14 protein-coding genes are annotated in these 22,051 nt (G+C 56.8%); 4 read left to right on the top strand and 10 right to left on the bottom strand.

Features of this window, described 5'->3' with window-relative positions; translation table 11 throughout:
* Positions 1-9: 9 nt before the first annotated feature.
* The 8 genes from hypF to B4U49_RS09560 are packed head-to-tail and all read right to left on the bottom strand — an operon-like array spanning position 10 to position 7,614.
* Positions 10-2,379: a carbamoyltransferase HypF gene (gene hypF, locus B4U49_RS09595; RefSeq protein ID WP_078084379.1), complete on the bottom strand. Its 2,370-nt coding sequence runs from the start codon at positions 2,377-2,379 to the stop codon at positions 10-12.
* Complete coding sequence (locus B4U49_RS09590) at positions 2,360-2,641, bottom strand: hydrogenase/urease maturation nickel metallochaperone HypA (protein WP_078084378.1); 282 nt, start codon at positions 2,639-2,641, stop codon at positions 2,360-2,362. The genes hypF and B4U49_RS09590 overlap by 20 nt, the downstream gene beginning before the upstream one ends.
* Positions 2,641-3,108 carry a hydrogenase maturation protease gene (locus B4U49_RS09585; protein ID WP_078084377.1) on the bottom strand — a complete coding sequence of 156 codons (468 nt, stop codon included), beginning with the start codon at positions 3,106-3,108 and terminating at the stop codon, positions 2,641-2,643. Before B4U49_RS09585 ends, B4U49_RS09590 begins: the two co-directional genes overlap by 1 nt.
* Entirely contained in the window at positions 3,105-4,421 is a 1,317-nt protein-coding gene (locus B4U49_RS09580) for a Ni/Fe hydrogenase subunit alpha (RefSeq protein ID WP_078084376.1), read from the bottom strand. The genes B4U49_RS09585 and B4U49_RS09580 overlap by 4 nt, the downstream gene beginning before the upstream one ends.
* Entirely contained in the window at positions 4,408-5,229 is an 822-nt protein-coding gene (locus B4U49_RS09575; RefSeq protein ID WP_078084375.1) for an NADH-quinone oxidoreductase subunit B family protein, read from the bottom strand. Before B4U49_RS09575 ends, B4U49_RS09580 begins: the two co-directional genes overlap by 14 nt.
* Positions 5,205-6,014 carry an FAD/NAD(P)-binding protein gene (locus B4U49_RS09570; protein ID WP_078084374.1) on the bottom strand — a complete coding sequence of 270 codons (810 nt, stop codon included), beginning with the start codon at positions 6,012-6,014 and terminating at the stop codon, positions 5,205-5,207. The genes B4U49_RS09575 and B4U49_RS09570 overlap by 25 nt, the downstream gene beginning before the upstream one ends.
* Complete coding sequence (locus B4U49_RS09565; RefSeq protein ID WP_078084373.1) at positions 6,011-6,493, bottom strand: cyclic nucleotide-binding domain-containing protein; 483 nt, start codon at positions 6,491-6,493, stop codon at positions 6,011-6,013. Before B4U49_RS09565 ends, B4U49_RS09570 begins: the two co-directional genes overlap by 4 nt.
* Complete coding sequence (locus B4U49_RS09560; protein ID WP_078084372.1) at positions 6,490-7,614, bottom strand: 4Fe-4S dicluster domain-containing protein; 1,125 nt, start codon at positions 7,612-7,614, stop codon at positions 6,490-6,492. The genes B4U49_RS09565 and B4U49_RS09560 overlap by 4 nt, the downstream gene beginning before the upstream one ends.
* Before the next feature lie 134 nt (positions 7,615-7,748).
* Between B4U49_RS09560 and B4U49_RS09555 the strand changes: the two genes are divergently transcribed.
* From B4U49_RS09555 to B4U49_RS09545, 3 genes are all read left to right on the top strand, one after another.
* Positions 7,749-8,297, top strand: coding sequence for a GNAT family N-acetyltransferase (locus B4U49_RS09555; protein ID WP_078084371.1), 549 nt, complete (start codon positions 7,749-7,751; stop codon positions 8,295-8,297).
* Between the two features lie 67 nt (positions 8,298-8,364).
* Positions 8,365-9,363, top strand: a complete 999-nt coding sequence (gene gap / locus B4U49_RS09550) for a type I glyceraldehyde-3-phosphate dehydrogenase (protein ID WP_078084370.1) — start codon at positions 8,365-8,367, stop codon at positions 9,361-9,363.
* 59 nt (positions 9,364-9,422) lie between these two features.
* Positions 9,423-10,340, top strand: a complete 918-nt coding sequence (locus B4U49_RS09545; protein WP_078084369.1) for a 1-phosphofructokinase family hexose kinase — start codon at positions 9,423-9,425, stop codon at positions 10,338-10,340.
* A gap of 24 nt (positions 10,341-10,364) precedes the next feature.
* Here the strand turns inward: B4U49_RS09545 and B4U49_RS09540 are convergent, their stop codons facing one another.
* Together B4U49_RS09540 and B4U49_RS09535 are read right to left on the bottom strand one after the other, a co-directional pair.
* Positions 10,365-18,839 (bottom strand): GH36-type glycosyl hydrolase domain-containing protein, encoded by an 8,475-nt coding sequence (locus B4U49_RS09540; RefSeq protein ID WP_158078591.1) that lies wholly within the window; start codon positions 18,837-18,839, stop codon positions 10,365-10,367.
* 143 nt (positions 18,840-18,982) lie between these two features.
* A complete protein-coding gene (locus B4U49_RS09535) occupies positions 18,983-19,972 on the bottom strand; it encodes a universal stress protein (protein ID WP_078084367.1) in 990 nt (329 codons plus the stop codon).
* Positions 19,973-20,208: 236 nt separating this feature from the next.
* On the opposite strand from B4U49_RS09535, the gene ppsA reads away from it, so the two are divergent.
* Positions 20,209-22,051, top strand: a 1,843-nt coding sequence (gene ppsA / locus B4U49_RS09530; protein ID WP_078084366.1) for a phosphoenolpyruvate synthase, incomplete at its 3' end; no start/stop codon positions are given.

Here is a 22,051-nt window from a genome sequence, read left to right as displayed (position 1 = left end):
ACTTGTCCATTACTGGGCTTCACGCTCGGCTTTTCCATTTTCCATGGATGGGCCTGTATTAGTGCCGATACAACGGGCGTAGTAAATCTGTCCCACCGCGATACCGCCGTCATTCGGGGGAACCTTGCTATGGCTGTGCACCCGAAACCCGGCCTTGCGTAACAGCTGCGTGGTTGTTTCGAGCAATCGCTTGTTCTGGAAGGCACCGCCGGACAGGAAGACTTTTTTCTCTGCAAAGCGGATCGCTACCGAGAGCGCCATCTGGGCAAGTGTGTTGTGGACCGCGATGGCCATGTAGGGGATTGTCGCCCCCGTTGCCTGGTCCTTCATCAGGGCTTCAAGCATCGGTCCCCAGTCAAGCTTCCACACAGCGCCCTCCTGATTCAGTTCAAACGGGTAGCTGGTGCTGTGTTCTGATCCCTGTGCCGCAAACTCCAGTGCCATTGCCGCCTGGCCTTCGAACGTGGTGGTTGCCGCAAGGCCGAGCAGTACGGATACCGCGTCGAACAGCCGCCCGACACTGGAACAAATGGGGGTATTGAGTTTGCGAGCCAGTATCCGTTCGAGATTTGCCAGGTCTTGCGCGCTGAATTTTTCCCGCAGTAGCGCGCCGTAGCGGCCAGCAGAACTCAGTGTATTTGGGCCGAGATGTTCAAATAACAGCCCAGCGAGAGTACGACGTGGATCACGTATCGCCTGCTCGCCACCGGGTAGCGGAAAATCACGCAGACATGCTACTCGCCGCACCTTGTCTCGGCCGCCCCAGTATAGAAATTCGCTGCCGCGCAGCGCCCCGTCCTCGCCGAACCCGGTTCCATCCCAACAGATACCCAGTGCCGGCCCAGGGGCCGCGTGTTCCGCGAGGCAGGAGAAAAAGTGGGCCACGTGGTGCTGTACCTGCAGCAGGTGACTGTCGCGGCCCTGGCACCAACGGGTCGAGAGAAAGCCCGGGTGCAGATCACAGGTCACGCGGGGCTCGCCTAAATCGGCACGCTTGTCGGCGTACAATCGCGTAAGGTCACCAACGGTGCGTGCAAAGTGTGCCATGGCGATACGGCTCTCAAGATCGCCGATATGTGGGCTGGCAAATACGGTATTGCCGCGGGCAACCGCAACCGTGTTTTTCAGGTCTGCGCCCGCGGCCAGTATCGGGCCCGCCTGCGACGGCCTGTCGGGCAACCCAAGCGGACGAGGTGCGTACCCTCTTGCGCGACGCAATATCACGGGTTGGCCGTCCATCACACGCACAATGGAATCGTCGAGTGGGCGCAGTATCCCGCGATTGTGCACCAGAAACCCATCCGCAACCGGGGCCAGTCTCTGCAATGCATCTTGGTTATCGATGCAAATTGGCTCGCCGGCCAAGTTGCCACTGGTTGCAATCAACGGTCGCGATAGATCGCGCATAAGCAGGTGATGTAATGGTGAGCTCGGCAACATCACGCCGAGGTTGGGGTTGTCCGGCGCAACCTGTGCGCACAGTTTGTCGCTTGCTGCTGACCGCGCATTTAACAGAAGGATCGGTCGCTCCGGGGCAAGGAGCTGCTCCTCTTCCTGCACGGAAACGTAGCAGTCCCTGTGTATGGTTTTTATGTCCGGGTACAGTAAGGCAAACGGCTTGTGCGGACGTTGCTTCCTCTGCCGCAGCAGTGCGACAACAGCACTACGGGCGGCATCGGCAATTAACTGGAACCCTCCAACATTCTTGATGGCGACGATATTTCCGGCTCGGATTGCATGGACCGCTTGCCAAAGCGCGTCATCACCACCAGCAAGCGGCGTTCCATCCGCGGCGCAATAGGTCAGCTGCGGTCCACACTGGGCACAGGCATTGGGTTCGGCATGAAAGCGCCGGTTTGCGGGATCTGTGTACTCGGCGCGACAGTCTTTGCAAAGCGGGAAGCGTTGCATCGCGGTATTTGCCCGGTCGTACGGCAGGCGTTCGACAATACTGAAGCGCGGGCCGCAATGGGTACAGTTCAGGAAGGGATAGCGGAACCGGCGGTTTTCCCTATCGAACAGCTCCCGCAGGCATGTATCACAGGGCGCCAGGTCCGGCAGTATAAGCGCTGCTGCGGGAGCGGCGCGGGTGTCACTCTGCCGGATGTTGAACCCCGTATCGCCCTGCAGCGCTATCTGTTCGGTGGTCAGTGAATGGATTTCTGCGTGGGGTGGCAGCTCTCGCGATAGGCTCTGTACAAACCTGCGCAATCGGGGCTTGCTTCCCTCCACTTCCACGCATACGCCCGCGGTATGATTGGCCACCCATCCGCACAGGTTATATCGCTCTGCCAGGCGATAGATATAAGGCCGGAACCCGACTCCCTGCACGATACCGGTAAGCTCTAATCGGAGCCGTTCACGGATTCCTTTGGTCATCGTCTGCCTGAAACTCGAGACTTTCCAGAATGATGTCCTGGGCTTCGGGATGATGGATATCCGACTGCTCCTCAATATCCAGCCGCAAGCCTTGCAGGGTTGTGCCGTCTGTTTCCTGCTGAAAGTGTTCACGTAGATGATCAGCCGATATATGTGCGAGCGCGCCCAGCCGGAGTTTGGCCGCCAACACCCTGGCATTCTCTTCCGCTGCGAGTCCTTGAATCGTATTCACCAGGTTCCTGATAAGTGACTGTTCGTGCATTACAGACCTCCTGTCTGTAGTTGTATTTTTTCGAGAATTTCGCGCATCACTTGCTGTGCCGCTGCCTGCACCTGCGCCGACAGGCCTACGCTGAATGAAAAATCCCGTCCACAAATTGCATAGATATCCAGATGGGTCGGCATTGCCTCCAATGTCTTCGCCAATTCCAGCGCTTCGCCGATGTTCAGGCCGTGACTGGAGGTACGGCAGAGACTCGCGGGAATATCCTGCTGCAGACCATCGAGACGCACCACTTCACCGGCCGGATAGGCAGCGGCCTGAACCGCGTCGACCAGACACACACGCCGATCTTTCCAGTCCTCAATCAGGTTGGTCATATCACCGTTGTTCTCTATGCAGGGGATCGATGGCGTCAGCTGGCTACGCAGCCGATGAACGACGTAAGGCCCTACAGCGTCATCTCCTCGAAATCGATTCCCTACGCCGATAATGGCCCAGTCGCTCATGATGCTGGCCTCGCTGGTTCCAGGTGCAGTTTTAGGAAGTGGGTAGAACAGGAGATACAAGGATCGTAGTTGCGGATGGCCTGTTCGCAGCGAGCCTGAAGGTCGCCCTCTGCCAGATGCATGTACTGGGGCAGTAACAGGCGCAGGTCTTCTTCTATGGTTTTCTGGTTTTGCGAGGTGGGAGCGACGATTTTTGCATCGTTTATCTTCCCGGATGCGTCGAGACCATAGCGGTGGAAGAGCAGGCCTCGCGGCGCTTCCGTGACGGCATAGCCGGTGGAAGGTCGCGGTGTGGTATCGAGATACGGGGACTGCGGTTGCTGATAATTGTCGATGATCCGCAGCGCCTCATCGAACGCATAGAGCACTTCCAGGGCGCGTACCACGATACTCTCGAACGGATTGGTACAAAAATCCGGGAAGCCCTCCTCTTTTGCAATTTGCTTTACTAACGGTGAGAGCTGCGCGTAATTCAGGTTATACCGGGCCATAGGCCCTACGAAATAGGCCCCGCGGCCGACCCGTTCGCTGTGCAGAGCATTGCTGTATTCAATGTGCGTTTCGCGGAAGTGGTTGTCGTAGTCCGATGCACTGATATCCAGCCCGAAGTTAGACACTATCCGCCCGCGATTCATCGGGTATTCTTGGCGATCCGATAGCGATACGAATTCGTACCTTTCATCCGGTGCGCGTTCAAAGTTCGGGAAGGACAGCGAGGCGGCCCAGCGCACGGCCTCTATGGCCAGGTCTCGTGCTGGCAGCAGGTTCTCCCGTAGTTCCTTTAGCTCGGATGACTCTGGCGAGCGGTAGAAACCGCCCACACGGACATTGATTGGATGCACCTCCCGTCCTCCAAGCACCCGGACTATCTCGTTGCCCGCTTTTTTTATCTGCAGCCCCTGTCGCATGATTTCGGGATGATCCTTGGCCATGGCCACGCCGCTGGGATATCCGAGGAAGTCCGGTGCATGCAACATGAATATGTGCAACGCATGGCTCTCAATCCACTCCCCGCAGTAGATAAGCCGCCGCAGTGCGTGTAGTTCCGGGGTAGGACTAAGCCCGAGAGCATCCTCCATCGCGTGTACCGCACTCATCTGGTAGGCGACGGGACAAATCCCACAGATCCGCGCGGTAATATCTGGTGCCTCCCGGTAGTCGCGACCACGCATAAAACCCTCGAAGAACCGCGGTGGCTCAAATATTTTGAGCTGTACCTCCTGAACGCCTCTGTCGTCATAGCGAATATAGAGTGCACCCTCCCCCTCTACCCGGGCGAGATAGTCGACCTTGATGGTTTTACTCTTGCTCATCCCGGGATTCCCACTCGCGACTGGCGGCATCGAAAACTGGCGCTGCAGCATTGAAGTTGCGCAGGTTCTCGACCACGGTGACCTTTTCCACACCCAGTTCCTGTTCCCACCAGTGACACAGGGAAGTGGTATTGCTGTTTTCTTTCGGCCCGTAGCAGCCGTAGCAGCCGCGGTGATAACTCGGACAAATGGCTCCACAGCCGGCTTGCGTTACGGGGCCCATACAGGGTGTGCCGTGGGCAACCCACACGCATACATTGCCCCGCAGCTTGCATTCGATACATACGGAATGCGCAGGTACCTGTGGCGCGCGTCGGTGCAGGAAGGCACTGATCACTTCCAGCAGTTGCCTTTTGTTGATTGGACATCCCTGTAACTCGAAATCTACCGTCACATGGGCGCTGGCCGGGGTTGATGTCTTAAGGGTGGCGATATACTCGGGGTGCGCGTAAACCGCGCTGATAAATTCCTCAACATCGGAAAAATTGCGCAGCGCCTGGATGCCACCTGCGGTGGCACAGGCTCCGATAGCGACCATTACGCGGGATTGCTTGCGGACTTCGCGGATCCGCTCCGCGTCCGCTGACGTGGTTATTGAGCCTTCTACCAGCGAAAGATCGTAGGGGCCGGGCTCGGCGTGACTCGAAGCCTCCATGAAATACGCTATGTCGATGTTGTCTGCCAGCTGTAGCAACTCGTCTTCACAATCGAGCAGGCTCAATTGGCAACCGTCACAGGACGCAAACTTCCATACGGCAAGCTTGAGTTTGCCCGGCCTGCTTCCTATAGCGCCCGGATGTCGAACCATCGACGAATACCTTCATAGCAGAACACGGGACCATTCTTGCAGATGAAGTTCGGCCCCCACTGGCAGTGACCGCAGTGACCGGTGGCGCACTTCATGTTGCGCTCCATTGACAGAAAGATTGCCGACTCTGGTAGCGCTTTCGCAGTCAGTACCTGAATACAAAAGCGCATCATGACTTCAGGACCACACAGGAAAGCGATGGTGTTGTCGGGATCAATCTCCGCCTTGTCCAGCGGGCCGGTTATGACACCGATGTGACCGGGCCACTCTCCTTCCGCATGATCTACGCTGAGTATCAATTCCATCCTACGCGACCAGTATTCTAACTCGGTAAGGAACAGCATTTCCTGTGGGCGACGAGCGCCATACAATACACGTAGCCGAGAAACTTCGGGGGTTCCACTGAGTAAGCGGTAAATCAGGGAACGCAGAGGCGCCATCCCCAATCCACCGGCAATGACCAGTACTTCCTTGCCGGCGGCCTGATCCAGTGGCCAACCGCGACCGAATGGGCCCCGCACGCCGACCGCGTCCCCTACTCTCAGATCGGCCAGCGCACGGCTGACAAACCCGTGGCTGCGAATTGTATGTATGTAGCCATTGCCGTCAGCGGGTGAACCACTCATTGAGATTGGTATTTCCCCGGTACCAAAGGCGTACAGCATATTGAACTGGCCCGGGTTAAATTCTGTAGGTACCTCACGGGCTTCCCCGCGAATCCGCAGAGTCACGGTTCCGGCGAATTCCTCGTTGCGTTCTTCGACCCGGAATATCGCGGGTATCATTTTCCGCTATCCAGCGATGTCTTCTGTTGGTCGTAGACATCCATCAACTGAACACGGGTGGTATGTAACCTGTCCGTCACAATGCGAGCAAAACGCTTCATCAGTGCGTAACCCAGCTTCGGGTCAGCATCGCACTTTTCACGTAAGCACTTGCCATCCAGGCGGACTGCATGCACCTCGTCCAATGCTCGACCGTCGAAGGTCCAGAGATAGGGAGGGAACAACCAGGACCAACCAAAGATATCCCCGCTTTGCAGGGTCTGAAGACAGATCGAACCATGATTCGGCACATAAGATTCCACAGCAACCCTGCCATCGCGAATCACGTAGAAGTCATTTGCCGGTGCATTTTCCCGCGCCAGGTGATCACCAGCATTGAAGATGCAATTTTCACCACAGCGCGCGATAAACGCGAGATGATCCTCATCCATATCTTTAAAGAAGGCATGCTCGTGCAAAAGGTCAGGTAGCGTTTTCATAATGTTTTATCCAATTGCTGAATGCGTTGCACTTCTTCTGTGAGATCAATGCCAACCGGACACCAGGTAATACAGCGGCCACAGCCCACGCAACCCGAGGTGTCAAATTGATCGTGCCAGGTGGCGAGCTTGTGTGTCATCCACTGGCGATAGCGAGAACGGGTGGACGCGCGTACCGAGCCACCACTGATGTAACTGAAGTCACCGGTAAAGCACGAGTCCCAGCGCTCCCACCGCTCCGCGTGTTCGCCAGTCAGGTCCGTGGTGTCTTCCACTGTGGAACAGAAGCAGGTAGGACACGCCATGGTGCAATTGGCACAGGACAGACACCGTTCTGCAACCTGATCCCACACCGGGCTATCGTAATTGCGGTACAGCAGTTCCTTTACCCCGGCACTATCGAATTTCCGCGGCCCCTCTTGCATCTTTTGCACGGCAGCTTGCAGCGCTTGCTCCTCGGCAAGGCTATGTCGCTCCTCTAGCGACGATAGAGGTAATTGTTTCAGTATTTCACGGCCACGTTGTGATTCGCTCCTGATCACAAAGTAGTGTTCTTTATGATCAATCACTTCTGTCATTGTCAGGTCGGTGGGCGTGGTGACCTTGGGGCCAGTATTCATGACTGTGCAGAAACAGGTTGCCGCCGGTGTTGTGCAGTTCACCGCGATCAGCAGAATGTTTTGGCGCCGGCGGGCATAATTTTCGTTGCGGTATTGCCCCTCTGCGAACACGCGGTCCTGAATGGCAATCGCATGAAGATCACAGCTGCGTACACCGAGAAAAGCGCGCGCCGGAACCTCGTCCAGGACCTCGAGGATATCCATGGCGTCATCTTTTTTGTGCGCCTCCCAGACCTTGCGGCGGGGTAACTGCAAAAACTGCTTCCACGATCCGACTCCCACTGCATAGGCAAAATAGGCACCGGAGTCATTGCGGCTTACCCGGTAGTATCCCTTTTCCTGCTCGTCGCCCCATCCCCTCGGAAGATCACTAGCGGTGCTTATCTCGTCGTAGGTGATGGCGCCATTCCGCACTACCGGCCCCATGAGCTGGAAGCCTTCACTGCGAACTACCTGAATGAGCACTTCCAGGTGCTCAGCCTGCAGCACGAACTCTTGCATCGTCTGGGTGCCCCGGATGAATTAAATATTGCGCGTAAATGAATCTGTCTGGTTGGCTCGAAGCGCATAGACAGCACTATTATTGACAGTGATTGTAGAAACCCGCGGGCCGGCTTGAGAGGAGACAGGTGACAATGTCGAGTGAGCAATCCCACAAGGCGCTATCGAGAGCCGTGACAGAAAAATTACGCAACGGCCAGACGGTGACTATCCGTCCCATGGAGCGCAGCGACCTGGAGTTGGAACGGGCTTTTATCACGAACCTCTCGCCTGAATCCCGACATCAACGATTTCTCGGCGGCGTTGGCGCGCCTACCCAGAAGTTGCTGGAAGCGCTGACAGATATTGACCACGACAAGCGCGAGGCGTTTCTCGCGGTGATTGATGATGCCGACGAAGTCAAAGAAATAGGCGTCTCCCGGTACGCCCTGGATAGCACAGGCACGGCAGCAGAGTGCGCCGTAGTGATTGCCGATGATTGGCAGATGCAGGGTCTCGGTACCCTGCTGCTTGACCGCCTGATTGAATCTGCACGTGCTCGCGGTATTGAGCACCTGTATTCGACGGACTCGGCGTCCAATAACAAATTACGCGAAGTCGCGATACATATGGGCTGGCAGTGCCGCGCAGACCCGCACGATAGTACACAGGTGATCTATACCCGCGATCTGACCGCAACCTGAACAGGGAATTCACTTCTTCCATTGCATTTCAGTTGCCGTAATTCAAGCGGTTATAAGGAAGCAAACCATGAGAATCGGCATAAATGGATTGGGCCGGATCGGTCGTCAAGTTCTTCGCATCGCGCTTGAATCCCACCACGGTGGGCTGGAGGTTGTGCACGTAAACGATCTGGCCACTGTCGAAGAACTCGCCTATCTGCTGGAGCTAGATACGACCTACCACACCCGCGGCATGAAGGTGCACGGCGAAGACGGTGTTTTGTCGATTGATGGTCAGACAATTTCCGTCAGCCGCGAGCGGGACCCCAGCAAGCTCCCATGGGGAGAAAAAGGTGTCGACATCGTAGTGGAGGCAACTGGCATGTTTCGCACCAGAACCGGTGCGGCGAAACACATCACGGCGGGCGCTAAGAAAGTACTTATCACTGCGCCGGCCCAGAGTATGATCGATGGTCATTTTGTAGTTGGCATCAATGACCACCGCTATGACCGCCATCGCCACAACATCATCTCCTCGGCGAGCTGTACGACGAATTGTCTCGCGCCAGTGGCCAAGGTGTTGATCGACGAATTCGGTATTGACCATGGAATGATCAATACAATCCATGCGTATACCTCTACGCAAAACCTGGTTGACGGACACAACAGCAAGCTCCGGCGCGGCCGCGCCGCGGCGGCAAATCTGGTGCCGACAACAACCGGGGCAGCGACGACCATCGGCCTGATCATGCCGTCGTTGTCAGGCAAACTGCACGGTTGCGCAGTGCGAGCACCGATCAAGTGTGGCTCCTTGCTGGACCTGACCTGTACGTTGACAAAGGGAACCAACGTAGATGAAGTCAACAATACATTTCGGCATTGGGCCGAGGGTCCGCTTAAGGACATTCTCGCAGTAGATGACCGCGAGCTGGTATCGAGCGATATTGTCGGCAAGCCGTACAGCGCCATCATCACCACCAAAGATACCTATATGGTGGGTGATAAATTCCTCAAGGTATTAGCCTGGTATGACAATGAATGGGCGTTCTCACAACGCTGCGTCGACATGCTAACCAGAATGCTCTAGGTCCCAGATAACCGGCCAGCGCAGTTTTCCCAGCGCGGATCCAACGGTAAAGACAGCCGATGACCATTGTGACCGTCACCCTCAATCCCTGTATAGACAGGACAGTCTCCGTCGAACAGATTCTTCCGGAATGTAAACTCGCCTGCTCTAATGTGCATGACTACCCCGGCGGTGGAGGCATCAATGTCGCCAGAGTCGCCAGCCGACTGGGATCAAAAGTATGTGCCTATTGGAGCTGTGGCGGCGAAAATGGCCAACGGCTGGGCCAGTTCCTTGATGCAGAAGGAGTGCAACACCAACCGATAGGAATTAATGGAGCTACACGAGAAAATCTGATTGTTCGGGAGGAATCTAGCGGTAATCTGTTCCGGTTTGGCATGCCTGGCCCCCTGCTTCAGGACGAAGAGCGGCAGCAGTGGCTACAGAGAATTCGCGAGATCCCGCCTTCCGTTCAGTATGTGGTTTTTAGTGGAAGCCTGCCAGAGGGGGCACCAGTAGATTGGTTCAGCGATCTTCTGAAAGCGGTACCAGACGGTGCTCGGTTAATCGTGGACACCAAAAAAGCAGCGCTGCACCAAGCACTCGAGGTAGGTGTCTACCTGATCAAGCCCAATGTACGCGAGATGGAAGAGCTGGTTGGTCGAACGCTCCCTGATGATGCCGCTATTGAACACGCAGCCCGGGAAATCATTGATCAAGGTGGTGCGGAAGTCGTGATTCTTTCCCAGGGTCGTGCAGGAGTTATGCTCGCTAGCGCAGACCGGATGGAGCGGATTTCCGCTCCATCCGTGCGTTTACGAAGCAAGGTTGGTGCCGGTGACGCGGTGGTCGGCGGGTTAGTTTCCGCACTGTGCGAGGGCGAGACGCTATCCGAAGCGACCAGGTTTGGCGTAGCCGCCGGCGCGGCCGCCGTAATGACCGAGGGAACCGAGCTTTGCCAGAAATCGGATACAGAACGATTGTTTAGTGCAATGTAAACTACTCGATCCCCATAGTCCGCATCATTCCACAGGGGTCTTCCCTTCCGGTTTGAATGTCCAGCGTACTGTATGGTGCCGTCCGTCATCATTCAGTGGAAGATGTGTCTGCTCCACCGGCTCACCGTTTAAGGAAATCTCGGAAACTTCCCGTGGACAACCCCCACAGTTCAGGACTTCGATATCGTAGCGGCTGCGTTTATAAGACAGTGACAGCTTAAATGTTTCCCAGGATTTGGGCAGGCACGGCGCTATTTCCAGACGATCTCCGTCGAGGATTTTCGCTCCCAACAATACCTCCATAGCGCCGCGATATAGCCAGCCAGAAGCACCGGAATACCAGGTCCACCCGCCCCGCCCTACATGCGGCGGCACTCCGTATACATCGCCGGCAAGTACATAGGGCTCGGTGCGATAGCGCTGCACGCCCTCCGGGGTATCGGTGTGAGTAATCGGATTAATCAGGCTGAACAGATGGTGTCCGCGGTCGCTGTGCTCAAGCCCCGCCGCAGCCCACACAGACCAGGTTGCAGCATGGGTATACTGGCCGCCATTTTCGCGAATGCCCGGCGGATAGCCCTTGATATACCCCGGATCCTTCTTGGTTTTATCAAATGCCGGCTTCAGCAATAGCACCTGTCGCGCATCTTCCTGTACCAAATGTTCATAGGCAGATGCCATAGCCTGGCGGGCACGCTCAGTGGGCTCCTCCTGGGAGAGTACCGACCAGGCCTGCGCAATGAGGTCTATCTTGCACTCATCGCTTTCCCTCGACCCCACCGGGGTGCCGTCATCGTAATAGGCTCGTCGGTACCAGGCACCGTCCCAACCACTCTCCTCCACCTGATTGCGGAAGTTTTCGCCCAGCGCGCGATAATATTCTGCCAGTGCGGTATCGCCGATGTACTCGCACAAGGGAGACATGTCGCGACACACCCGCAGCAGGAACCAACCCATCCACACAGATTCTCCGCGGCCAGTGGTACTTATGCGGCTGAAACCGTCATTCCAGTCTCCGTTGCCAATGACCGGCAGCCCGTGGGGACCTACGGCACTGGCGCGTTCAATCGCGCGGCAGCAATGCTCGTAGAGCGATCCGGATTCATCGCTGGTATCGAATTCTGCGTAGCGCTCGTGTTCATCTTTCTGCAGCGGTGCGCCGCACAGATACGACACCGGTTCGTGCAGGATGTCATAGTCCCCAGTGGTACGGATATATTGGGCGGTGACGAATGGCAGCCATAGCAAATCGTCAGAACAGCGGGTGCGTACACCACGCAACGGGTTTTCATGCCACCAGTGCAGCACATCGCCATCCTGGAACTGACGGGACGCCGCACGCAAAATATGTTCCCGGGTCCATTCGGGATGGGTCCATAACAGCGCTTGTACGTCCTGCAGCTGGTCGCGGAATCCAAACGCGCCGCTGGACTGGTAGAATCCGCTGCGTCCCCACAATCGACACGCCAGTGTCTGGTAGGGCAACCAGCGGTTGACCATCAGCTCCGTCGCCTTGTCCGGGACCTGAATCTGTACCCGCCCAAGGTACTCTTCCCAAAACGCCTCAAAGTCCACGCGCGCGGTTTCGGCGCGTTCCGGATTGCGGAATTCCCCGGCAAGTGCAAGTGCCTGTTCCCGGTCTTCCCCCTCACCCATTACGAAATAAACATGCTGGGTTTCACCAGCCGCGAGATCAATATGTACCTGATAGGCGGCGCAAGGGTCGCCGCCACACTGTACCCGACCCGACAAACCGATTCGGAACAGCGCTTCCGGCGCCTCCAGGCTCACCGCATTACCAAGGAATTCGTGACGATCTGTCGTCAATCCGTGGGGTGGCAGGCTCGCAGTCAGGAAAGCGATTCCCGGATTCGCATCGGGAACGAAGGCGTTGCGAGCCAGCAACGCACAATGATCAGAGTCGAACTCACTCACCAGATAGGGCCAACTCGCCGCCCTGACCAGTCCCTGAATCCACTCAACGTAATATGTGGCAGTCAGGCGCCGCGGGTTGGGCCGGTAGTTGGTCAGTGTCAGGCGAGCGATTTTCACCGGTGCATCGCGGTCGGTGTAAAACCGGAGAGCCTGTTCAAGGCCATGGCTGTTATGACGAAATTCACTGTATCCGGCACCGTGACGCACCTGATAGGCGGCATCTGCGGGTCGCGGTGCGGGGGTCGGCGTCCAGACCTCCGCGGTTTCCTCGTCACGCAGATAGAGCACCTCTCCGCTCGGGTCGCGCACGGGATCGTTATTCCAGGCGGTCAGGCGGTGTTCGCCACTGTTGCCACTCCATGTGCAACAGGACCCGCCCTCGGATACCAGGCAACCGAAAGTCGGATTGGCAATGACATTCACCCAGGGGGCCGGCGGACGCTGCCCCGGATCCAGATGCAGCACATACTCCCGACCATCGGCGGAGAAACCACCAATACCATTGTCAAACAGCAGGTCATCGGGGCGGTTCAACACCGGTGTCGGTAGCTCCGCGCTATCGCTATGGGGAACTGGAACAAAAGGCGGTAGCGGTTGTTGCTGGGACTGTAGCGTAATGCCACCCTGTAGCTGTTGCGCAACGGTTCCCGCGGAAGAGTTTAAGATTGCCCGTGCGGCAGACATCAGGCGCATGCGCTCCTCACCGGGCAATTCCTGGCCCGGCACCATCACCACAGATCCTGACAGTTTGCGCAGCGTACGACCGCGAATGTCCGTGATCATTTCCTGTAAGCGGTCGCGAGTCTGCTGTTCGTAGCCGGCAGACTCCTCATCGATGATCACCAGGTCGACGGCAACTCCTCGGCCGCACCAGTAGGTGTGCGCCTGCAAAATCGGCTGCGCAAAGTCAATTTCCTGTTCATTGACGATATGTACCAGCAGAATCGGGTTGTCACCGGAAATTCCACGGCTCCACAGTCCGGGCTGTATATGATGGCTTTGCGCCAGCACTCTGGATGGCGCGCGCAGGCCACCGAGGGGCGCCAGCACTACCGACAGCAGGTCCATCATCCAACGCATTGCACCGGCAGTGATATGCAGATTATGCAATTCCTGCTCGGATTGCATTCGCGCGAGATCGAACACCCAGCGGGCTTTGGGCCGGGAGCGATAAGCGCGCAGTGTGGCCAGTAGCTCCTGACGGGACTTGCTCACACCGGTGAGATATACCACCTCGATTTCCGATTGGGGCGGGACAGTAACTTCCTGTGCAGCTGCGATCACCGGATCCAACACGGGACCGGTGGTGCCACTAAAGCCGGATAGTCCTTCCGCCATCGCGCGCGGTCGTACCGGCGAGCCTCCACGACCGAGGAACCGGCTGCGATCGGTCTCCCAACCAAGGCGGTGGCGTACACCGGGCTGCACCAACACGCACTCGGCCATATATATGGGTTTCTCGTTACTTCCGCGTGGACGACGCCGGTAAATCATCACCTGCTCTTCGGGCAGATACTGGCTCTCGACGAAAAGCTTGGCAAATGCGGGATGACGCAAGTCATCGCGCTCCGGCGCCAACACCACTTCAGCAAAGTCCGACAGCAGTAAGCGGCGCTCGCGATTACTCTCGTTCTTGATTACCAGCCGCCGCGCTTCGATGTCGTGCTGGGAACTGACGGCAATATGTAATCGACAGAAGAGTTCGGCCTCACGGCGCTGTAACTCGACGCCTTGGGGCGAGAAGTTGGCGGTGCACTGATTCGAATTCCCCCCGCACGGTGCCAGTCCTACAGAGAACAGCACATCGTCTTCGAGATCGCGCACATAGCAGAAGCGTCCCCACTGGTGAGCAGTGGGATCAGGCTGCCAGCGTGTCAGGGCGATATTGTCCCAATAGCTACCACCGGCACCGTCTGCGGCAACCACCAGAGAGTAATGACCATTGGACAGCAGGTTGTACTGTGGATACGGGCGCGACGGTGTGACCGTCCAGGTATCCAGCACGACTTCTGCATGGAAGGTGCGTATCACCCCGGGACGCTTCCATGGTTTGAGTGCCGGCGGCGCTGCGGGCAGGCGCTCGTGTAGCAGTGGCGTGAGGCCGCCGATACGTACGTCACTGTGAAAACGCTGAAGCATCACATCTTCATGCAAAAAATTATTGATCGCCAACAGGATCATGCCCTGATGGTGGCTCATGTATGAGCGGACCGTGCGCGCCCGTCGCGGTGCGGGCTTGGATGTCCGACCGAAATCGATCGCCTCGTGCAGACCAAACTGGCCGTAGCCACCATGACTACGCAATTGCTGAAGGTTTTCCATCACCTTGTCCGCACAGAAAGGTAACGCCATCATCGATGCATAAGGGGCGATTACCAGACGATCGCCGAGATCGCGGCGGAATCCGATACCCGGAACACCAAATGCCCGGTATTGATAGTGGAGGTGGCTGTCCAGTTCGTAGAACCCCGATTCCGCTATGCCCCAGGGCACGCCAAATCGACCGGCAAACTCGCGATGCACTTCAATTGCGCTGCGACAGGCACGTCCCATCAGGCTGTGGTCCGGAGTCTCCATCATCAGCCGCGGCATCAGGTATTCAAACAGCGTCGCACTCCAGGACATCAACACCACACGGCGATGGATACGACTGAAAGGACGCTCCAGGTGCTGCCAGTGCCGGGCGGGCACATCGCCTTTGGCGACCGCGATAAACCCGGTAAGTCGTGATTCCGATGCCAGCAGATCGTAGTAATTGGCATCGAGGCATGCGTCGTTGACGTTGTACCCAATATGGAAAAGGTGTCTCTCCCTGTCGTACAGGAAGGCAAAATCCATTTCCAGAACCCACTCGCGGGCGCGGTCCGCCAATCGCTGCAGATCATTGCGGTAAATACCGGCGTTATCCTGCGCGATCATCAGTGCAGTGCGCAGTCTGTCACTCCACCCTTCCCCGCTATTGCGCTGTTCGTCACTGACTGCGGCCAGGTCCTCATTCAGCACCTGCAGTTGCTTTGCCGCGCGCACACATGTCTCTTCGAGAGACTTCAGTGTGATCGGCCCATCCAGTATCTCCGCAAGCGTGCAAAAGCTTTGCGCGGCCTGAGTGCCCTGCTCGCGACACGCAACAGGAGGTGTTTTCATCAGCCGCTGCCAGGGTTCGAGGTTTTCCTGATAGCGCCGGGCAGCTACCGCGTGCTGATGTAGCTCATCAAGCCAGTGGCGCAGGCGTCCGAGGGACTCCGCGCTGAAGCTCTCGTCGTGCTCGATGAGCGCCAGCACCCGTTCATGTAGTGCGGGCACGTCGCGTTCATAGATGTCATCGATGGTCTCCCACCAAATATCCTCGTCCGCCCTGACTTCGAGCCTTTCACGCAATTGCGTGATCTGCGCCAGGATACCGTGCACTTCCGTCGGTATCGCATCCGGGTTGGTGGACTGCAGCGTCTCTCCCACGACGCCCAATGTATCGGCGATACCGAGAACCAGCTGGCGCCCGCTGAGGGGCGTTGTTTCCAGTTTTTCCAGGCCGCTTGCCAGCGTTAACAGACTGCCTGCGAGATTGCCACTATCCACCGTTGATACATAACGCGGATTCAGGGGATGCAGTTCCCGGGTCTCATACCAGTTCAGAAAGTGGCCGCGGTAACGCTCCAGACCCCGCATCCGGTCAAACGTATTATTGAGACGCGCGAGCAGTTGCGTCAGGTCGAGATATCCAAAATCGTATGCGCTGAGAATAGACAAGATTCCCAGGCCGATATTGGTGGGAGAAGTGCGTCTGGCCAATACCGCCACCGGCTCCTCCTGATAGTTATCCGGCGGCAGCCAGTGGTCATCGGGACCCATGAAGTGCTCGAAAAAATACCAGGTGCGCCTCGCGAGCAAGCGCAATTCCCCCCGGTCACTATCCTCAAGGTCCTGGGTTTCGAATTTGTGAGGCTGATCGATACGGCGGATCAGCTGTGGTAACAACAGCCACGCGATCAGGAAGGGTGCAGCGGGCAACAGGCTGCCGGGACTAGACGAGACGAGCCAGATGATCAGTCCAATCGCCAGCGCTGGGGCGAACCATAATTCTCGCCAGCAGCGGCCCGCGAGAAGTCCTTTACTGAAGGAACGATTTACATGTGCCGCTGAGGTCCACTGCAGCAGGTGACGCCTTGAAATACCGACCCTGTAGAGGGTACGAACGATTGCATCCAGTGCATTGAGCGCCTGCACCGGCAATATGGCCAGGGACATAAGCCAGTGCATTGCCCGCTGGCGCAATATCGCGGGAGTACCACGCAAACGCAATGTCGCCCGCCGGGGATCTGCAAGGCTCTGCCACAATATCGACAACAGTTCCGACCAGATCGGGATCGCAGAAACGATCAGTAGTACCAGGGTCCATCCCCAGGGACTACCCGGCAGCTGGCCACACCAGGCCAAGACAAAAAGCGCCAGTAGTGCGGGTGCTTCGAGGCTGCGGCGCAGGTTATCGAAAATCTTCCAGCGCTGAATGACCGGCAACGGGTTCGCAACCTTTTCACCGCTGTCCAATGTCACGCGTTCGAATAGCCACGGAAGAATCTGCCAATCCCCGCGGATCCAGCGGTGTGATCGCCGCAACAGTGCAAAGAGGTTGGGTGGATACTGTTCGTAGAAAACCGCATCAGAAATCAGTCCTGCGCCACCAACCGCCCCTTCAAGCAAATCGTGGCTCAGGATCGCGTTTTCCGGCAGGTGCCCTGCCAGTGTCTGGGAAAATACCTTTGGATCGTAGATGCCCTTACCTGCGAAGATCCCCTCCCCGAACAGATCCTGATACGCATCAGAGACCGCATGGGTATAGAGATCCACGGTGCGGTCACCCGAAAAGACTTCACTGAATACCGTCTCTTCAGCGCCGGCCGGATCAATCTCGAGTCTTGGCTGCAAAAAGCCGTGACCGGCGATTACCCGACGGCCGTCGCTGTCTATCACAGCCCGGTTCAGGGGGTGCGCCATGGTCGCCACGAGTCGTGCTACCGTTGCCGGTGGCATATGACTATCGGCGTCCAGCGTGATCACGAAGTGGATACCTTTAAGTCGATCGAGATCGCCGATCCGGGAGGTAAAGCTGTGATCTTCGTGCCCTTTCAACAGGCGATTGAATTCAATCAACTTGCCACGCTTGCGCTCCCATCCCATCCAGCATTTTTCTGCCGCATTCCAGTTCCGTTCCCGGTGTAGTAACAGGAAGGGTTCACACTCATTCTCCTCACCGTAACGTTGATTCAGGCTTTCGACAGAATCCCGCAGAAAACGTAACAACGTCTCGTCACTGTCGGCGGCTTGGGTTTTCGCATCGGCAAAGTCACTGAGTATCACATAGACCAGTTTATGGTCGTCGTTATTGAGATAATTCATCTCAAGACATTGGAGAATACGCTCGATGTCGTCGGTATCAGCAAATAGTACCGGCATCACCACTGCGCACCGATACTCATCGGGGATGCCCTGTTTGAAGTCCATTTTGGGCAAGCGGCGGGGATCCAGGCTATGGGTAATCAACCCGTTCACCAGTGTTAGTGCGATTCCCACTGCTGGAACCGCAGCAATAGCCAAAACCAGCAACGTCAAGCCAATGCTGGTGCCACTCACAAACAGGTAAATAGCCAGCGCGAGCAGTATTGGAAAGGAGAATATCGCCAGGGTAGAAAAGTAAATGGCGGCGGGATTGTGCAGGACTTTCTGCTGTACCCGCTGCCTGAAATCCGGCTTGAACTGTACTGCGGCATCCAGTATCGGTCTCCCCGCGTCGACCAGGTAGTAGCCGATGTGGCGCTGCCTGCTGTCATCCGACTCCTGATCAGACAGTTCAACGACACGCTGCGCAATCCGATGCTCTGCAGTGTCGCTACCCCGTGCCAGCTGTTCGATGACTCCGCGATACCGGTCTCGGGTTGCGAAGTCCATATCGATATAGGCGCCTCCCGGATCCGTCTCCAGAATCCGCTCAACGCGGCTCAGGGATTCAACAAAGTGACGCCAGTCGTAGGTACGCAACTCTCGCAGGCTGATGATGGCACTGGCGATACCCACACTTTCTGGTTCTTCCTTCCGCTCTATGGTGCTCAGGGATTCTTCGGCGAAATTTGCCAGATTTTGCAGCAAGCTCAGGCGCAACGCGGCCGGCAGCGCCCACAGTTCCCCTGTAGTCAGGATCGTTTCGTTCTGGTAGAGATCCACCAGATTGTGGACGGATTCCAGGTCGAGCGGCTGTTTGACCTCCCCGATCAGCACTGTAGCCAGAGACCACACGCGGAGTTCGGTACTTCCGTCTTCGCCTGCAATCTTCGGTAACTGCTTCAGGTATTTCGGTGGTACCGACTCACGTACCACTTCAAGCGCTTCCTGGACCACATGACGGTTGTCGAGCAGCCATTCCTCACTGCGGGTTCCCTTTTCACCGGCCTCTACACGCTTGGCCAGGCGCCGGTAAACCGCCTGAAAGTCCCTTTCGAGATAGCGCAGATAAGATTTAAGAGGGAACTTCTCGCGCTCATCGATCAGGTGCCGATGACGCTTGGCAAGCAACGAGATTTCTTCTGCGCGCTCATGCGTACTATCCCCGTTACTTGCCGAGGGCTCGTGTGATTTTGTTGGTTTGGAAGGTGAGGCTCGGCGCGAAAAAAACTTGCGCGCGCGACCGATTCGATCGGTATTTCCACGTCGCAATTTCATTGTTGTGCTGAGCTATCGTTAGAAAGTGTTGGATGACGGATTTCACAAATTTTGGCGCCGGTGCGCAATGCCTGAAGCTGGGCTTCAGGAAGATCCTGGAACACCAGTACGGGTAGATCGCTTTGGCACATAACTGTATGACAGACGGTACCCGTGACCTGTTGGGCGCCGCTTTGCCAGTCGTGAGCGCTCATGGCGATCAGGTCCACATTTTCCCTGGCCGCTGTCGCGTAGATATGTTCAGCGATATTCTGAGCAATTTGCAGCTGCGGCGTAACCTTGATGCCATTTCTCAGCTGCCGCGCGATTTCCTCCAGATAGGCCTCGGCGGCCCGACGGTTACATTCGACAAACTTTTCCCGCGTGGCATGTTCTTCCCTGGTGATCGGCATTCGACGCGGCATTTCGGGTATGGCGATTACCTGCAACAAGATAATCTCAACCTTCTGCCCGCGCATCAGTGTGGCAATCTGACATGCGACCCACTCTGAGCGGGGTGACCCATCCATGGAAATCAGGATCCGCTGATAATTGGTCTCGTCCTCTCCCACTGGCGTTCCCACCGGGCGCACCACCATAAACGAACGCCCCGAACCGCTGAGTACCTGCTGAGCGGTGCTACCGAAGTCGAAGCGGCTGATACCCCCCTTGCCGAATGCTGTTATCACGATCAGGTCGATATCATGTTCTTCACAGTATTCGACAATCTGCTCCGCGGGACGGCCTTCCACAATAGAAAGGGTCACTTCAATATTCTGCTCGGCAATCTGGTCTGAGAGCTCCTTGAGGTACTTGCGCAATTCTGCCCTGCGCAAGCGCCACTCTACCGGGTCAGTGCAGTGTTCATCAGAATGTGAGGGTGATTTTTGTACATGTAACAGGTGGATGTCGGCTCCGCTGCTGCGAGCCAGGGTAATGGCATGCGTGACAGCCTCTTCGGCCAGTGAAGAACTGTCGAGTGGCAATAGGATATGTTTAAACGGCATAGCTGGTCCCCCGACAGGCGCGGCTTATTGACGTTACAGATAGGCATTTTCAGAAAAAGGTACAGAGACCGGGCGTATTATTTGAATCTGGGTGACTCAATGACTTCGTAGCACTGATAGCGAGAAAAGCGGGAAATCAGCACGCGCATTCAGCTTAGCTCGGCTATGTTCAGAATGAGAGATGAACATAGCAATCCACGTTGAAAATAGAGACAGATTCGGACGGTCGATTCACTATGCAAGCGCTTCGCTACATCCGCTGGTTCCAGGATATTGGGCTCGATGATATCGCTGAGGTTGGCGGCAAAACGGCCTCCCTAGGGGAAATGTATTGCGCGCTTTCGCCCCACGGGATTCGGGTACCCAACGGATTTGCAATTAATGCAGATGCCTATCGCGCGGTACTCGACGATGCCAATGCCTGGAAGCCGTTGCGCAACCTGCTGGCAGGACTTGCCGGGGCTGACAATGACGAACAGGACAAGATTGCGGCCAAGGCCCGTGAAATCGTGTACGACGCAGGCCTACCAGCCTCTCTTAGCGATGAAATCAGCGCCGCCTACACAAAACTGCGTGAGGAATACGGCGATAACCTGCGCCTTGCCGTGCGTAGCTCTGCCACCGCCGAAGACCTGCCTGAGGCAAGCTTCGCCGGCCAGCACGACAGTTTCCTGAATATCGGTGACTGCGGTGGCCTGCTCGAAGCGAGCAGGCGCTGCTTCGCGTCCCTCTTCACTGCCCGCGCCATCAGCTACCGCGAGCGCAACGGATACGACCATTTCAAGGTGTCACTTGCGATCGCCGTCATGAAAATGGCACGGGCGGATCTGGCATCGAGTGGCGTTATGTTTTCTCTGGATACAGATAGCGGCTTCCGCGATGTGGTTTTTGTCACTTCCGCCTATGGCCTTGGAGAGAATATCGTCCAGGGAACCGTAGATCCGGATGAATTTTATGTACATAAACCCACCTACGAGGCAGGCTACCGCTGTGTCCTGCGCAGGCAACTGGGCGCCAAGCAGCAGACCATGATCTGCGACCAGGACCTCAATAGCCAAGCGGTACACAACGTTGATACATCGCAAACAAATCGCAAGCGCTTCAGCCTTAACGACCACGAAGTGCTCACCCTTGCACACTACGCGATTACTGCGGAAAAACATTACAGCGAGAAACGTGGCGCTCCCTGCCCCATGGACCTTGAGTGGGCGAAAGATGGCGATGACGGCCAGCTTTATCTCCTGCAGGCACGCCCGGAGACCGTTGCCTCGCAAAAGCCACGCAACCAGCTAAAGCGCTATCACTTCCCGAAGAAGCCCGACCGCCACACCCAGCTTGCCAGCGGGCGCGCCATTGGTACCGGTATCGGTACCGGTAAGCTCCGACGAGTTACCGATGCGACTCAGCTGGCGTCATTCCAGGAGGGCGAAATACTGTTCGCTCAGAGTACCAGTCCCGACTGGGGACCCGCGATGCGCCGGGCATCGGCACTGGTCACCGAGCGCGGCGGACGCACCTGTCATGCTGCCATCGTGGCACGGGAGTTCGGGATTCCAGCCGTGGTCGGTATCGGTGACGACCACGAACTACGTGACGGTGCGCAAGTAACCATCAGCTGTGCCGAGGGGGATGTGGGGAGAATTTACCAGGGTGAAATTCCCTTTGAGGTCGACACCGTTGAGCTAGACCAATTGCCTCAGACAGAAACCAGAATGATGATCAATCTCGCTAGTCCCGAGCAGGCTTTTCGGCTGAGTGCCCTACCCTGCGATGGGGTAGGACTGGCGCGGATGGAGTTTATCGTCAACGAGCACATCAAGGCCCACCCGATGGCGCTGGCATGCCCAGACAAAATAGAGGATGAGGAAGAACGCAGCGCCGTCGAAGAGCTGACAGCGAACTATGACAGCGGTGCTGCATATTTTATCGAGAAACTATCCGAGGGAATCGGAACCATCGCCGCCGCCTTCTATCCACGCCCTATCGTCGTACGAACCTCCGATTTCAAGACCAATGAATATGCGCGCCTGATTGGCGGCAGCGCCTTCGAACCCCACGAAGAAAACCCGATGCTCGGTT

The organism is Microbulbifer mangrovi (assembly GCF_002009015.1).
Lineage (GTDB): Bacteria > Pseudomonadota > Gammaproteobacteria > Pseudomonadales > Cellvibrionaceae > Microbulbifer > Microbulbifer mangrovi.
This window is presented reverse-complemented; position numbering and strand designations above follow the sequence as displayed.